General features: G+C 47.7%; 14 protein-coding genes and 3 tRNA genes. 9 read left to right on the plus strand and 8 right to left on the minus strand.

Annotated features, from left to right (window positions below):
• Window positions 1-4: 4 nt before the first annotated feature.
• The 4 genes from GOC95_RS14165 to GOC95_RS14180 all read right to left on the minus strand — a co-directional run bounded on the left by GOC95_RS14165 (window position 5) and on the right by GOC95_RS14180 (window position 5,430).
• Window positions 5-1,717: a GspE/PulE family protein gene (locus GOC95_RS14165; RefSeq protein ID WP_275357933.1), complete on the minus strand. Its 1,713-nt coding sequence runs from the start codon at window positions 1,715-1,717 to the stop codon at window positions 5-7.
• Window positions 1,717-2,427: a hypothetical protein gene (locus tag GOC95_RS14170; protein ID WP_275357935.1), complete on the minus strand. Its 711-nt coding sequence runs from the start codon at window positions 2,425-2,427 to the stop codon at window positions 1,717-1,719. The genes GOC95_RS14165 and GOC95_RS14170 overlap by 1 nt, the downstream gene beginning before the upstream one ends.
• Window positions 2,424-4,346 carry a hypothetical protein gene (locus GOC95_RS14175; protein WP_275357937.1) on the minus strand — a complete coding sequence of 641 codons (1,923 nt, stop codon included), beginning with the start codon at window positions 4,344-4,346 and terminating at the stop codon, window positions 2,424-2,426. Before GOC95_RS14175 ends, GOC95_RS14170 begins: the two co-directional genes overlap by 4 nt.
• A 109-nt stretch (window positions 4,347-4,455) precedes the next feature.
• Window positions 4,456-5,430 (minus strand): GGDEF domain-containing protein, encoded by a 975-nt coding sequence (locus tag GOC95_RS14180; RefSeq protein ID WP_194749129.1) that lies wholly within the window; start codon window positions 5,428-5,430, stop codon window positions 4,456-4,458.
• 397 nt (window positions 5,431-5,827) lie between these two features.
• On the opposite strand from GOC95_RS14180, the gene dinD reads away from it, so the two are divergent.
• Window positions 5,828-6,766 carry a DNA damage-inducible protein D gene (gene dinD, locus GOC95_RS14185; protein ID WP_275357938.1) on the plus strand — a complete coding sequence of 313 codons (939 nt, stop codon included), beginning with the start codon at window positions 5,828-5,830 and terminating at the stop codon, window positions 6,764-6,766.
• A gap of 197 nt (window positions 6,767-6,963) precedes the next feature.
• Window positions 6,964-7,410 (plus strand): DUF4145 domain-containing protein, encoded by a 447-nt coding sequence (locus tag GOC95_RS14190; protein ID WP_275357939.1) that lies wholly within the window; start codon window positions 6,964-6,966, stop codon window positions 7,408-7,410.
• A gap of 38 nt (window positions 7,411-7,448) precedes the next feature.
• On the opposite strand, the gene GOC95_RS14195 is transcribed toward GOC95_RS14190, so the two are convergent.
• The gene (locus tag GOC95_RS14195) at window positions 7,449-7,634 is read right to left on the minus strand and encodes a hypothetical protein (protein WP_275357940.1); all 186 of its coding nucleotides are present in this window, start codon (window positions 7,632-7,634) and stop codon (window positions 7,449-7,451) included.
• A 310-nt stretch (window positions 7,635-7,944) separates the two neighbouring features.
• Between GOC95_RS14195 and GOC95_RS14200 the strand changes: the two genes are divergently transcribed.
• The 7 genes from GOC95_RS14200 (at window position 7,945) to GOC95_RS14230 (ending at window position 12,829) form a co-directional block, all read left to right on the plus strand.
• Entirely contained in the window at window positions 7,945-8,520 is a 576-nt protein-coding gene (locus GOC95_RS14200) for a helix-turn-helix transcriptional regulator (protein ID WP_275357942.1), read from the plus strand.
• Between the two features lie 151 nt (window positions 8,521-8,671).
• Window positions 8,672-9,310, plus strand: coding sequence for a helix-turn-helix domain-containing protein (locus GOC95_RS14205; protein ID WP_275357944.1), 639 nt, complete (start codon window positions 8,672-8,674; stop codon window positions 9,308-9,310).
• On the plus strand, window positions 9,307-9,453 hold the full coding sequence (locus GOC95_RS14210; RefSeq protein WP_275357946.1) for a hypothetical protein: 147 nt from the start codon (window positions 9,307-9,309) through the stop codon (window positions 9,451-9,453). The genes GOC95_RS14205 and GOC95_RS14210 overlap by 4 nt, the downstream gene beginning before the upstream one ends.
• A complete protein-coding gene (locus tag GOC95_RS14215) occupies window positions 9,453-10,784 on the plus strand; it encodes a hypothetical protein (RefSeq protein WP_275357948.1) in 1,332 nt (443 codons plus the stop codon). Before GOC95_RS14210 ends, GOC95_RS14215 begins: the two co-directional genes overlap by 1 nt.
• Entirely contained in the window at window positions 10,784-11,452 is a 669-nt protein-coding gene (locus GOC95_RS14220) for a DUF3653 domain-containing protein (protein ID WP_275357950.1), read from the plus strand. The genes GOC95_RS14215 and GOC95_RS14220 overlap by 1 nt, the downstream gene beginning before the upstream one ends.
• Window positions 11,449-11,619 (plus strand): hypothetical protein, encoded by a 171-nt coding sequence (locus tag GOC95_RS14225; RefSeq protein WP_275357952.1) that lies wholly within the window; start codon window positions 11,449-11,451, stop codon window positions 11,617-11,619. The genes GOC95_RS14220 and GOC95_RS14225 overlap by 4 nt, the downstream gene beginning before the upstream one ends.
• A gap of 253 nt (window positions 11,620-11,872) precedes the next feature.
• Window positions 11,873-12,829 carry a tyrosine-type recombinase/integrase gene (locus GOC95_RS14230; protein WP_275357954.1) on the plus strand — a complete coding sequence of 319 codons (957 nt, stop codon included), beginning with the start codon at window positions 11,873-11,875 and terminating at the stop codon, window positions 12,827-12,829.
• 75 nt (window positions 12,830-12,904) lie between these two features.
• On the opposite strand, the gene GOC95_RS14235 is transcribed toward GOC95_RS14230, so the two are convergent.
• The 3 genes from GOC95_RS14235 to GOC95_RS14245 form a co-directional block, all read right to left on the minus strand.
• A tRNA-His gene (locus GOC95_RS14235) sits at window positions 12,905-12,980 on the minus strand.
• Window positions 12,981-13,005: 25 nt separating this feature from the next.
• A tRNA-Arg gene (locus tag GOC95_RS14240) sits at window positions 13,006-13,082 on the minus strand.
• Window positions 13,083-13,122: 40 nt separating this feature from the next.
• Window positions 13,123-13,199 (minus strand) — tRNA-Pro (locus GOC95_RS14245).
• Window positions 13,200-13,271: the final 72 nt, after the last annotated feature.

Here is a 13,271-nt window from a genome sequence, read left to right on the forward strand (position 1 = left end):
CGTTTTAAACAGGCCTGCTTACATCCAGCACATTGGCCTCAAGCACACTTAAATCGACCACTCTTTTTAATTCTTGCAGGCTAGTTTCGCCTGCCATCACTAATCGCACCCCCTCCTCGGCCAGCGTGGTGTAACCATATGATCGTGCGTTCTGCTGTAACCTTGGCAGCGAGAGTGGCGTGAGCGCCTCCTCCAAGCCAGAATGCATGCACAAAATTTCCATCACCACAGTCCGCCCTTGATAACCGCTTTGTCGACAATGCTGACAACCAACCGCTTCAAAACACGTAAAACTTTCAGGGATGCACGCTGAATCAATGTATTGAAACATGGCTAAAAGGTGTGGGTCCGGGGAGGCTTGGCGCTTGCAGTGTTGACATAAGCGTCGCAATAAGCGCTGGGCAATCACACCAAGCAGGCAACCGGCCAGAGTCTGCGGCTGAATCCCCAAATCCTGCAAGCGCAAAAAGGCCGCTGCAGCATGATTGGTATGCAAGGTGGTCATCACCAGATGTCCGGTCATGGCGGCGCGCACCGCCATAGCGGCCGTGGCTTCATCTCTGACCTCGCCAATCAGCATAATGTCGGGGTCTTGTCGCAAAATGGCGCGCACACCGGTGACAAAATCCACCTTATTGGCTTCGTTGACGGAGGTTTGCCGCATTAAATGATGCGGATACTCAACCGGATCTTCCAAGGTCATGATATTCACCCCGGTCTGATTGAGATACCCTAGCATGGAATAAAGTGTGGTGGTTTTACCGCTCCCGGTCGGGCCCGTCACAATTAATAAGCCCTCTGGTTTTGCCAGCATGGCTTTTAAAGACGCCAACTGCGCGCAGCGTATACCCATCTGCGACAGCGGAATAATGGATTTATGCCTGTCCAGCACGCGCAGTACCAGGTTTTCACCATGCAGGGTGGGGTGACTGGAGACCCGGAAATCCACCTCGCGCCCGCACAAGAACAGATTCACACGGCCGTCTTGCGGCATGCGTTGCTCGGCAATATCCATGCCAGCCAAGACTTTGAGACGCACACACATGGCTGGCCAATAGCGATCGTGCAAACAGCGGATTTGCCAAAGCACACCATCTATGCGGTAACGTATCCTGACAAACGCCTGTTCAGGCTCGAAGTGGATATCCGAGGCGCCTTGTTTGACGGCATCGACCAAGATGGCATCCACCAGCCGGATCACGGGATGAGAAGCGGATGCCACCGGCGAAAGACTAACTGCAGCCTCTTGCTGCTCGATTTCCTGCAACAAGCGCTCCAGCGACAGGCTATGTCCATAACACCGATCCAGCGCCTGCTCTATCTGTACTTCGGTCGCCAGAACAGGCGTCAGCGCAATGCCACCGCCTAGTAAATGTTTCAGTGCTTCAATCGCGTGTGCGTTCTGGTGATCCTGTACTGCAATCCGCAACGATTGCTGGTCTGGTGTCAGATCAAGCGGTAACAAGCGATGTTGCCTGGCAAAGGTTTCTGGCACTTTGGCGATCCACGCCGGGTCGGGCATCACATACTGCAAATCCATACTCTCTTGCACATGCAGCTGTGCCAGCACGTCTCTCACCATGGCGTCGGTGACAAAGTGCAGCCTGACCAACTGCTGACCAAGCAACAATTGTTGCTTGCGTTGCTCGATCAGTGCGATATCAAGCTGATCCGAAGTAATCATGCCTTTCGCCAGCATCCACTCTCCGATCCGCATCACTCTTGCTCCAGTAGTTGCGCAAATAAAGCAGCATTGGCTTCGATCCCTGGCATCAATTGCCGAACGCACAGGGAGTACTGCTCGTATTGCGCCTGGTCACCCAGCCGTTGGCTGATATAAAGCATGCCGACTAAAGCCTCGAGTTGATGCGGATCTTGCGCCAACAGTTGCGCATAAAGAGGCTGCGCACTTTGCAGTTTCTCCTGCTGTAATGCCGTACGCGCCTGCGCCAACAAGCTGATGGACGACAAGGTCGGCAATGGTCCACGCTGTACCTGCATAACCCAACGAGGCGGGATATTTTGACGGGGTGAGGGTGATGGGCTCTGCGCAGACTCACTCTGACTGGGTGTGGCTACGGAAGGTTGCTCAGCTTTTGCTGGCGCATGTAAAGCAAATACGCTAGGTTCCTCCTGCAATCGATACTTTTGCTCACCGATTGGTGACGGCTCAACCGGAGTGACGAATGGCTTTGCATCTACCCATCTGGGCGCAGCATGATTGTCAGGAACAGGTGCATTAAAAAAGGTAAACCAGCCTTGTCGCGCGACACAGCAAGTCGTAATGATCAGCATCAGCCACAACAATCCCATGATACGCCGCTCAAGCTGCTGCCAATCGGTGATCATCAGCGATTTTGCATATGCATTTTTATTTAAGCGCAAGGGGCGTTTTGAATCAGCCAGCCATGCTTGAAAAGCCATCATGATGGCTCCTCGACATTCATTTCAAATGCATCAGTAGGCAAAGCGTCAGGCAGCAAGGGTTGAAACGATCGCAAATCGCCCGTGTTAACATCGGCCCGACCAATCACGGTGGGCCGCAAAAAAACAATCAGCTCGGTCTTTTTGGCGGCCTGATTTTTGCCAATAAATGCCTGACCGATGACAGGCAATCGCGAGAGGCCAGGCACGCGGTCACTAAATTCACGCTGATCATCCTGCATCAGGCCGCCCAAAACGGCGATATGGCCGCTGGCGACATTGAGCACAGACTCCATTTCCCGTACCTGGATTTCGGGCACGCTACTCACAATCCGACTGCTGCCACTGCCTAATTGCGGATTGGGGTCTTCGACATAGCGCAGTACCTTGGACACAGTCGGCCTGACATTTAAATTGACGCGCTGGCGACTATTGATTTGTGCCGTGACAGCCATGACCAAGCCTACCGGCACCGTATTGGCCGTGGTCGTTACCGCTTGCAAGTTGGCACCGCTATTACTGCTGCTTTGCGAAATTTGTGACTGGATGGTGAAGTAGACCAAGTTATCGACCACCTTGAGAATGGCCGTCTGATTATTGAGCACCATGAGCTTGGGACTGGAGAGGACACGCGTTTTGCAAAACTGCTCAAGCAAGGTGACACTGGCACTTAAATTACCAAAGCGGCTGAGAGGATTTAAGTAGCTCAACATAAACGCCACGTTGCCATTATTCTGGCCCAAGGCATTTTTACTATTATTGCTCTCCCACTGACCAGTGGCGCGGTTAAACTGGGCCGCATCGCTGCCCAAAGATTGCGAAAGCAGCCAGCCCCGTTGTTGCGCCGAGGCAGACAAGCGGCTCCAGTCTATGCCCATCTGAAAACTTTTATTGAGCTCCACCTCCACAATGGTGGCTTCAATCAAGACCTGCCTGGCGGCAACCTGCATCACAGATTCCAGATAGGCTTTGACTTGCGCCTGCTGACTCTGCGAGGCACGTATGGTCAAGATGCCAGTTTCGGCGTTTGCAATCAGTTTGGAAGCCCGCCAACGGCGTTGCGCTTGCTGCGTCTTTTCTTGCAATGGCGATGGTAAGATGGGTTCAGCTGATGTTTTGAGTTCACTGACTTCGGCACTGCCTGGCGTGCTATCAGAACCGCTCGATGGCATGATCACGGTTGCGGGCAGGTGATCCATCACTTCTGCCCGTGCACTACCGGCTTTATCCGTTTCATCCAGCAGAAGCTGTACATTGTCTACCACGCTCTCCCACAAGTGATAGCGGGATTGAGAGGTGACTGCGGTTCTGGAACTATTACTACTGCCGCCTTGTGCCGGCAATGCTTGCACCTGCGCATTACTGTTACCGGCTGCGGCCATGCCTCCACGGCCAGCGCCATTGATTTCACTGGCCACGCCGATATAGCCATAGGTATCGCGGCTCATGTTCACATAATTGAGTTTGTAGCTACGGATCACCGGCGTGTCCGGTGTCACCAGCCACACCCCGTCTGACCATTCATAATACATATCGACTTGCCTGGCCATGCGCGCAAGAATGGCAGCCACCGACTGCTGCTGGGCATTTAAAGTGACTTTACCGCTCAAGGCTGGATGCACATCAAAATTCAGGCCGCTTTCTTGGGCCAGCGCAAACAGGACCTCCTGTACGGGTGCTTCGCGGACGACCAGATTGATCAAGACGGTGGGTATAGCAGACTTGAGCGCGGGAGGCTTGATGGCTGGGGTAGAAACAATGTCTGCCGTATCAATTTCCGGGAAGCTAGCCGAACCGTTGTCGGCCTGAGGGGTTGAAGGGGTTGAGGGTAAATGCAACTGCGCATGCGTAGCGCTGCCCGGGGGCTGGCTTTTACAGGCAGCGAGTCCAATCACCAACCACAGGATGAGCGCAATACGCATCAACCCCCTCCAAATGATTATTGACATTTTTTAACATATATTAAATATAAGCAATGTTAACTGTCAATCCATCCGGCGCAATCTGGTCAACCAGTGCGAGAGAGGGCGTTTAAAAAAGCTCGATTTCGCCGCTAATGATGCTGTAGTTGAGTAAGCCTTGCTCAACCAGGGATTCGTAGCAGCAGACCTGGTCTCTGCCATGCTCTTTGGCATAATAGAGTGCTTCATCTGCCCGCTCTAGCACAGTGTTCGGCAGCAAATGCGGTGACATTTTGGAATAACCGATACTGATGGTAACTCGCCCGACTTGCGGGAAACGATATTCAGCAAGGGCTTGCTGGAAGCGCTCTAGCAGCATGACGATGTCATCTTTATCAGCACATGAAAATACGCCCACAAATTCTTCACCACCAAAGCGGAACAGCAAATCGCCATCACGAAAGGTTTCCTGCATGAGGCGGGATAAAAGCAGTAACACTTCATCACCAATCAAATGACCATAGCTGTCATTGATCTTTTTAAAGAAATCGATATCAAAAATCACCAGATAATGGTGTAACGGAAACCGGAATTCTGGCTTGTAGTCATTGAGCAAAATCTTGCTCACACACTTATCAAAGGTTTTGCGGTTAAGCAACCCAGTCAGTGCATCCCGCTCGTTTTCAATAATCAAGCCGGCATAGTGATTAAATACCTGCAAACATTGTTCGACCAGCGCGATCGCTTCTGCGGTTAACTGCGCATGCTGAATCAACAGTATGGCATTTTTATGGGCAACACTTTGTTTGAGCGGAAAAATGTGCAACTTGCCCGCTGCAGTGTCCAGGCAAACAGATTGCCGAGTTTCCTGATCTAGGTAATTTAAAAGCAACGCATAAACATCGCTAGGCCACGCTTCAAAAGCAGGATCCATCTCATCTTGAGAGTCCATCACCGAGACCAACTGCCGACGCGACAATACCTGCATCCGGATCGGCTTTTCCTCAGCAGCAAAAATACACATCCAGTGCTGCATCAACGAGAGTAGCGCTGGATCCAATGCAAGGCTCTCCCTGACCTGTGTCAGGCCGATCAGGCTTTGCATAAATTTTTTCAAATTTAAATGACTAGGCATGTGTTCGACAGATGTTGTTTCGAACACTTTAACAAAGGGAAGAATGATTCTTAATTAGGAAAAGAACCGATTTGTAGGACTAAATTGTGAGGTTGAAGCAGAAAAGTGAAAATGGGGTGGCTAATCGGGCTCGAACCGACGACAACCGGAATCACAATCTGTAATTATAAAAACTCTAAATATATGAAGTGCATTATCTTCTTGAGATTTATTTGTCTACTAAATGATTAGACTCAACACCTCAAGATTCAGGATTTATACAACTAATAATACCCAAAAGTAGACATTTTCCTTCTAGTATTGTTTTTATAAATAATTAGAGTAAATTCCTTACTTTCTCTCCTCTGAACTGTTCTAGGACTAGATTATGAGCACAAAAAAAACCGATACAAACAAGCTAGCTGGTGTCGCATTTGATAATGCGTTAAGTGAACTAGCAGAAACTCCAGATGGTTCAATAGATGATTTAATTTCAAAGTTCGAGGAAGTCGCGCTAATTGACGAAGATGGCGTTGAATATTGGACGGCTAGAGAGTTACAGAAACTCTTAGATTATTCCGACTACCGCAACTTCATGAATATTGTAAACAAGGCAAAAGACGCGTGTATTAATAGTGGAAATGCCATCGAACATCATTTCGTTGACGTCACCGATATGATCGAAATTGGTAAAGGTGCTACTAGAGAAATTGATGACATTAGACTGACGAGATATGCGGCATATCTTGTAGCTCAAAATGGCGATGCCCGAAAAGTACCCGTTGCCTTTGCTCAAACATATTTTGCCATTCAAACAAGACGACAAGAAATTCAAGATGACGATCTGGCGCAATATACTCCGCTATCAGAAGAGCAAAAGAGATTGCTATTACGAAATGAAATCAAAGAGCACAACAAAAATCTTGCGAGTGCAGCAAAACAAGCAGGTGTCATTGAACCGCTAGATTTTGCAATATTCCAAACATTTGGCTACAAAGGTCTCTATGGCGGTTTAGATAGAGCTGGTATTCAAAGAAAAAAGGGACTGAAATCTAAACAAAATATACTAGATCATATGGGTAGCACTGAGTTGGCCGCTAATTTATTTCGGGCGACTCAAACAGAAGAGAAGCTAAGAAGAGAGAAAATTACAGGCAAGGCCAACGCCAATAATGCTCACTATGAAGTTGGACAAAAGGTTAGGCAAGCCATTCAAGATATCGGTGGCACGATGCCCGAAAACTTACCTCCTGCCGAAGATATTGTAAAAGTCGGAAGGCGCCTTCAGAAGGCTATCAAGGAATCTCAAAAAATTATTAAAAAATAGAGTGGTATCCGATGCAAACTTTCTACCCGCCAAAGCACCGAGAATCACGATTCCATTGCGTACATTGTGGAGTCTTTGCTGCTCAGCATTGGCACGGATTGAAATATCTTGATGGGTCAGCATGGCGCGACCTAGCCTATTTTGACTACAATATATGCACGCATTGCTACAAATGGTGCTATTGGTATGAAGGTCGAATGATTATTCCTTCTGAAGCACCAGTTCCTCCAGCCCACCCCGATCTACCAGCATCATGCGTTGAAGAGTATGTAGAAGCCAGAAACATAGTTGCACAATCCCCCAAAGCGGCGGCAGCTCTTTTACGCTTGGCTTTGCAAAAATTGATGGTCGAACTGGGCGAAAAGGGAAAAAACATCAATGATGACATTGGCTCATTGGTAGCAAAAGGATTGCCGATTCAGGTTCAGCAGGCTCTAGATTATTGCAGAGTAGTTGGCAATAACGCTGTTCATCCAGGTGAAATAAATTTAAACGATACACCTGAGATTGCTCACAATCTTTTTGCGATGATGAACTTCATTGTTGAAGACAGAATTTCCCGCCCCAAGCAAATTGCAACGCTTTATGCCCAATTACCAGAAGGAGCAAGAAAAGCCATTGAGGATCGAGATATAAAAAAATAGACACATAAAAAAGCCTCGTACTCACGAGGCTTTTTTATTTATTTTATGTGCGGATTAGATAAGCTTGAATCATAGTCCTTCTTAGCTGCCGCGTGAACGGCCGCATGAATGGTCGTAAAAACTGAGGCAACCTCTTCAGCGGTATACTCTTCAAAAGTAATCTTACCCGATGTCATTGCAGTATTTAGTATATCTGCTGCAATTCTTGAAGGTGTGTTCTCCATACTAAACTCTCCCAATAAACGACTCAAAAAATGGCTACCCTTCTCGACGGCCAGCGAAAGGTACTTTTTATACCCTTGCTTCGTGTAAGGGTAACTATATTACCCTTTTGGGATCTGCTCCAATTTAAATTGATGAGATCACTTTGAGCCAGGCAAAAATATAACCTTAGTTGTATTTATTAAACACTGTGTTTAGTTTTACAAGTAAACTTGTAACCCTCTACAACCAATAGTTGTAAAACTGCTGTCAAACCTATGTTTAACAAGGCTTCAGCCATCCAAATTACAGCTGTATTTTTTGATAACAATCATGTCTGACAAAGATCAAAACCCAAAAACTACAACTCATTCTATTGAAGATGGGATTGCGGGACGCTTGAAAGCTGCCAGAGAAAGCATGGGTCTTTCACAGACAGATATCCATAAAATAACTGGATTGTCCAGGATGGTTATCTCAAAGTATGAGTCGGGGCAAAATAAGCCTGGAACAAGAGAATTAAGATTATTGTGCGATGCACTAAAAATCAGTCCGAACCACTTAATTTATGGCACTGAGAACCCGCATAAACTTCCAGAAAGCATCGCAGAAACGCTCTTGAATATGGGGCAACAGGCAGTTGTTCCAGCTGCAACGATTATTCCTATCATCAGCTCAGTCCTTGGAACAGATGATATTCGTGCGATTCTGAATTTGGCGGAGTCCCTATTAAAGGCAAAAAGCCCAGAACATCACGCAATGGTTACCGAGCTACTTCAAGTGTTTCAGGATTCAATTATTCCCAACAAGGAAGCCCTTTTAGACCCAGAAAAAAGTGCAGAGGTTAAAGAGAAACTCCAAAAGGAAATGCAAGATCGGCTATTAGCCGCAGCCATGCAAAAAAAATGAATAACTTCTAATTTATTGCCCTTATGAAGTTAAAAAGCCTAGTTTTCACTAGGCTTTTTTATTTCCAAAATGATCTCATAAATTTACTTTGTATATTTTTATTTATAGTATATTATAAATAAATGAATTCACTTTAAATGAAAGAGATCAAATGCAAATCATCACAGCTCAACAATCCCGTGACGCTCGTCGCGAATTAGGTTTATCTCAAGCCGAAGTAGCTAAACAACTCGACCTAAATCGACAGTATCTCAGCGAGTTTGAAACAGGATTCTCTACAAGGCTTACATCATCTCAACTCAAAAAGCTTCGCACCTTCTACGAAGAAAAAATCACCGATGCCAATGCTAATGGTGAAAAAATCGAAATCACCTTTGGTGAAGAGTCTGCCTCAACTCTTGAACCTCCCAAAGTCGAACACTTCACCGCAAGACGCCTAACAATTCCGATTGCAGAGAATATCTCCCTAGAGACCCTGTCTGCCTCACTGCAAATGATCAAGGACAATGAGGCCCGCATTGCCACCCTGCTTGATCAACCAACAGAGCGCAATAGTGGCTTCATTGGCTCAGGCGAGTTTACAGAGGCCTGCAAAGAAAACCTGCAAGAAATCTATGGCTTACTTTCCCTTAACAGCATCGTCTACCTCACGCTCGGTGGATCATCCGCGTTAAAAATCCCGCCTGGCACAGAAAGCCTAGAGTCTTTAAGAGACATCGTTTTTGAATCATTCAAACCACAATTAGAGACAGCCGGCCTCTTCATGACAGTTGAGGAGGACGCAGAATGAAAGTCACCCTGCCCGTCTCAATGTTTCCACTCACAAAACGTGCTGCCAACTCTGGCGGCTTAGTGCTTTTCGTTCTTATTGGCCTGGCTGCATTCATGGCCGCAAAAGCTCAGAAACCAAGCTCCAGCAAGGAAAAAGTCTGATGCTATCCGCCTCTACAGCGTCCACAGGACGCTTTCTTGGTATTAGTGCGAAATCCTCCGACACTCTGAAGCCAAAACGCCAGGCGAAGAGCGAGGCAGATAAGCTAAATATTCGGACAGCTCGCTATAACCTGCAACGTCATTCACAAAGCTTGTTTTTTGATGAGACAGCAGAAAAGCAACATCGAGTATGCAGCTGCCATCGAAACCTGGCCGGTGACAGCCTGGCAATTTATCGAAAGGTTGATAGTTCGGACGCACGTGTCTCAGGTCTAGTATCATGCGGATCTGCCTGGGTGTGTCCGGTATGTAACGCCAAGATCACAGAAGCCCGTCGCGAACAAATGCAGCAAGCGATCACGGCCCATGCAAAAGCAGGGGGCTCCTGCCTGTTACTGACTCTCACATTTCCGCACACCTACGAAGTTTCACTGGAAGAATCACTCGAAAGATTTGCCGACGCCCTTGATCGCTTCAAAGACTCCAGAACATACAAGCGCATCTTTGGCACATCCTTAGCCTCTATTGCGCATTCCGAAGCACGCAATAAGCCCCTCAAGAAAATCACACCAGGCCAACACCAGACCATCGGCTCCGTGCGTAGCCTAGAAGTTACCCACGGCCAGAACGGCTGGCACCCACACACTCACCAAGTGATGTTCATGCAAAACGAAGCCCTCCTGGATGATCGCCGCGCAATTGATGAGTTAACGCATACCTGGGTAGATGCGCTGCTGAAAGCTGGCATCGGTGACCACTCAAATGTAAACGACATGCTGGCACATGCCCTGGATCTCCGTGGTGGCGACTATACCGCCGATTACGTGAATAAATTTGGCCGTGAGCCAGGCTTGTATGAAGGCTGGACAATTGCTCACGAGGTCACTAAAGCAAATAGCAAGGCAGGCTATAAATTTGTAAATGGCGACTATCACGCAACCCCCTTTCAGCTTCTACGGGCCTCATTGGAAGGCAACACAGAAGCAGGCATGTTATTCAGAGAGTTCGGCCGCTGCTTCGAAGGCAAGCGCATGAACTACTGGACGAATGGCCTGAAAGACTGGTTTGGCTTGAATGATGTTGCTGACGAAGACCTGGCCGCTGAAAACCCTGTAGAAGAGGTTGGGGAAGAGCTGGTTCTATTCCTTAACCCCCAAGAATGGAAAATGATCCTAGCCGTAAATGCTAGGGCCGAACTGATCCGCATTGCGGCCGAGCGTGGGAAGGACGGGGTTTTAGACTTCCTTGACGAACTACCCAGGCGGCAAGCCACACATCAAAGCGGATTTAAAGTTAATCGTCCTCGTGGACTTTGGGCCGGAGCTTACTAATGGTCAAAACAAAAACAAAATTCATGACTGAGAAAACGCGCTGGGCTTACTACATGCAAGCGATCGAGCCACATGATCAAGCATTGCTTAAAGCATTTCCCGACTACCACCCAATGTGGGTTATCCAGTCACAAGAAATACAGGTGACAGGCGCAAGGTTCAAATACATGCGTGAAACCCTTTTAGGCATGTCTGTTGATGAGTGCGCGGCTTATCTCAGATTGGATAGAGGGACCGTTTATCGATATGAAAGGGACGGCGGCAGAATTCCATTTTCTGCTTTTGAGTTGTTGCGGGTGTTGTATGAAAGCCCGCAATTCAAAATGGGTCACCAGTCGTGGGATGGTTGGTACATCAACAAAGATGGAAAGCTTGTTTGTCCTGATGTTGGGAACTTGTCGTTCTCTCCAAATGACCTCGCATCAGTAAGACATACTCACTCTTACAACAAAACCCTATGCCTAGAAGTGAAGAGACTAACTCGCGAGTTACAGATTGCAAATGAAAAGCTATTACGTTTTCAGCAGAATCAGATTGAGGCTGAAATACTGGAGGAGCTCATTGAGCTTGAACAAGCGCTATCCGCTATCAGCTCAAGAATTGGCAAGTCGAAAGTGGTTTCACTCAAATTCGCTAAAAACCAAATCGCTAAGGAGAAAGCTGCATGAAGTCACGTCCTAACTTTCAGTTTCACTCACATGAATCTGCTTCAGTTGCCATGGTGCGCTTGCATAAGCATATCCGTTTATTGCAAGGACATAATGAGCATATCAGTTATTACACTGCCCGTATCAAGCATAAAAAAGCCTTTAAACATCTACGCCTCGTTAAATAATCATGTTCCTAACTTCGGATGAGATTCAAGAGTTAACCGGCTTTAAAGCCACCCACAAACAATGTGAGTGGCTTTCAAATCACGGCTACCCATTCGACACCACACGAAGCGGCCGCCCAAAGGTTTTGCGTAGCTACATTGAGCAACGCCTAGGCATGCAGCACTTGCCACAAACTGGATTCACACCAGACTTTTCAGCACTCGCATAAGCATGGGCAGGCGTAGAACAAACAATCTGGGGCTGCCCCCACACATGCATTTAAAGCATGGGGCCTATTACTTCGTTGGCAAAGATAAAAAGTGGATTCGCTTGTCCGATGACCGGAAAATTGCCCTCGCGAAGTGGGCAGAAATAGAAGGCGAACTCCCCACCGTCAATGATGACGAAAAGCCTGCAAAAGGCAGTATGGCCGAACTCATCAAGCGTTACATGGTTGAAGTGGCCCCCAGAAAATCCCCTCGCACCTTTGAAGGCAATGTCACCGAATCTGAGAACCTGAAAAAGGTATTCGGCAAAATGCCCGTCTTTAGCGTGCTGCCCGTTCACGTTGCGCAATATCTGGACGCCCGTGGCGTCAAATCGAAAGTCAGAGCCAACAGGGAAATATCTTTGCTGTCGCACATATTCACCATGGGCATGCGCTGGGGCATCGTGCATACGAACCCATGTATAGGCGTCACCAAACACAAAGAGACCGGCCGGGATCGTTATATCCTGGACAGCGAGTTTGAGGCCGTCAAAGCGATTGCTGGCGACTTCATAGCAACCGTGATGGACTTTGCCTACATCACAGCGTTGCGCAAGGGAGACATCCTGCGTTTAAGGCTCGACCAGATCACCGAGCAAGGCATATGGATAAAACAATCGAAAACGGGCGCTAAGCAGCTATATGAATGGTCTGAAGGCCTGCATGAAGTCGTCAATAGAGCACTGACATTTAAGCGGCCAAAAAATCAATATCTATTCTGCAACCGGCAGAGTGAGCCTTACACAGACAGTGGCTTCAAATGTTTATGGCAACGTGTCCAGGTGAAATGGGCCGAACAGGGCGGTAAAAGATTTACCTTCCACGACATTCGCGCCAAGGCGCTCACAGATGCAAAAAACAAAGGGATGGACGCGCAGACCCTGGCCGGCCACAGCTCCGCAAGCATGACAGAGCACTACATTAAGCAACGAGAATTTAAGAGAGTGACACCCCTGAAATAACAAAAATAGTAGACAATCGTCTACTAAAGCTATTTATACGCTAAATCAGAAGTTTGCTAAGTGATTGAATTGAAATGGGGTGGCTAATCGGGCTCGAACCGACGACAACCGGAATCACAATCCGGGGCTCTACCAACTGAGCTATAGCCACCACTGAGAGAAATTGGCTGAAATTTTGGCCTGCCCGACAGGAATCGAACCTGTAACCCCCAGCTTAGAAGGCTGGTGCTCTATCCAGTTGAGCTACGAGCAGATAAAGTAGTTACATGCCGATCAGGCAATCCAGAGAAAACTGGTCGGCGTGGAGAGATTCGAACTCCCGACATCCTGCTCCCAAAGCAGGCGCGCTACCAGACTACGCTACACGCCGAAAGCAGAAATATAACCGATTTCACGAATTTGTGTCAATCTCGATGTGATAAAATTATCTTTTTTACGACAA

Source organism: Methylophilus sp. YYY-1, from assembly GCF_029132825.1.
Lineage (GTDB): Bacteria > Pseudomonadota > Gammaproteobacteria > Burkholderiales > Methylophilaceae > Methylophilus > Methylophilus glucosoxydans.

Excerpts from the sequence above, each read along its gene's own strand:
- GOC95_RS14165 (WP_275357933.1), bottom strand. The coding sequence starts at position 1,717 with ATGCGGATCGGAGAGTGGATGCTGGCGAAAGGCATGATTACTTCGGAT.
- GOC95_RS14170 (WP_275357935.1), bottom strand. The coding sequence starts at position 2,427 with ATGATGGCTTTTCAAGCATGGCTGGCTGATTCAAAACGCCCCTTGCGC.
- GOC95_RS14175 (WP_275357937.1), bottom strand. The coding sequence starts at position 4,346 with ATGCGTATTGCGCTCATCCTGTGGTTGGTGATTGGACTCGCTGCCTGT.
- GOC95_RS14180 (WP_194749129.1), bottom strand. The coding sequence starts at position 5,430 with ATGCAAAGCCTGATCGGCCTGACACAGGTCAGGGAGAGCCTTGCATTG.
- dinD (WP_275357938.1), top strand. The coding sequence starts at position 5,828 with ATGAGCACAAAAAAAACCGATACAAACAAGCTAGCTGGTGTCGCATTT.
- GOC95_RS14190 (WP_275357939.1), top strand. The coding sequence starts at position 6,964 with ATGATTATTCCTTCTGAAGCACCAGTTCCTCCAGCCCACCCCGATCTA.
- GOC95_RS14195 (WP_275357940.1), bottom strand. The coding sequence starts at position 7,634 with ATGGAGAACACACCTTCAAGAATTGCAGCAGATATACTAAATACTGCA.
- GOC95_RS14200 (WP_275357942.1), top strand. The coding sequence starts at position 7,945 with ATGTCTGACAAAGATCAAAACCCAAAAACTACAACTCATTCTATTGAA.
- GOC95_RS14205 (WP_275357944.1), top strand. The coding sequence starts at position 8,672 with ATGCAAATCATCACAGCTCAACAATCCCGTGACGCTCGTCGCGAATTA.
- GOC95_RS14210 (WP_275357946.1), top strand. The coding sequence starts at position 9,307 with ATGAAAGTCACCCTGCCCGTCTCAATGTTTCCACTCACAAAACGTGCT.
- GOC95_RS14215 (WP_275357948.1), top strand. The coding sequence starts at position 9,453 with ATGCTATCCGCCTCTACAGCGTCCACAGGACGCTTTCTTGGTATTAGT.
- GOC95_RS14220 (WP_275357950.1), top strand. The coding sequence starts at position 10,784 with ATGGTCAAAACAAAAACAAAATTCATGACTGAGAAAACGCGCTGGGCT.
- GOC95_RS14225 (WP_275357952.1), top strand. The coding sequence starts at position 11,449 with ATGAAGTCACGTCCTAACTTTCAGTTTCACTCACATGAATCTGCTTCA.
- GOC95_RS14230 (WP_275357954.1), top strand. The coding sequence starts at position 11,873 with ATGCATTTAAAGCATGGGGCCTATTACTTCGTTGGCAAAGATAAAAAG.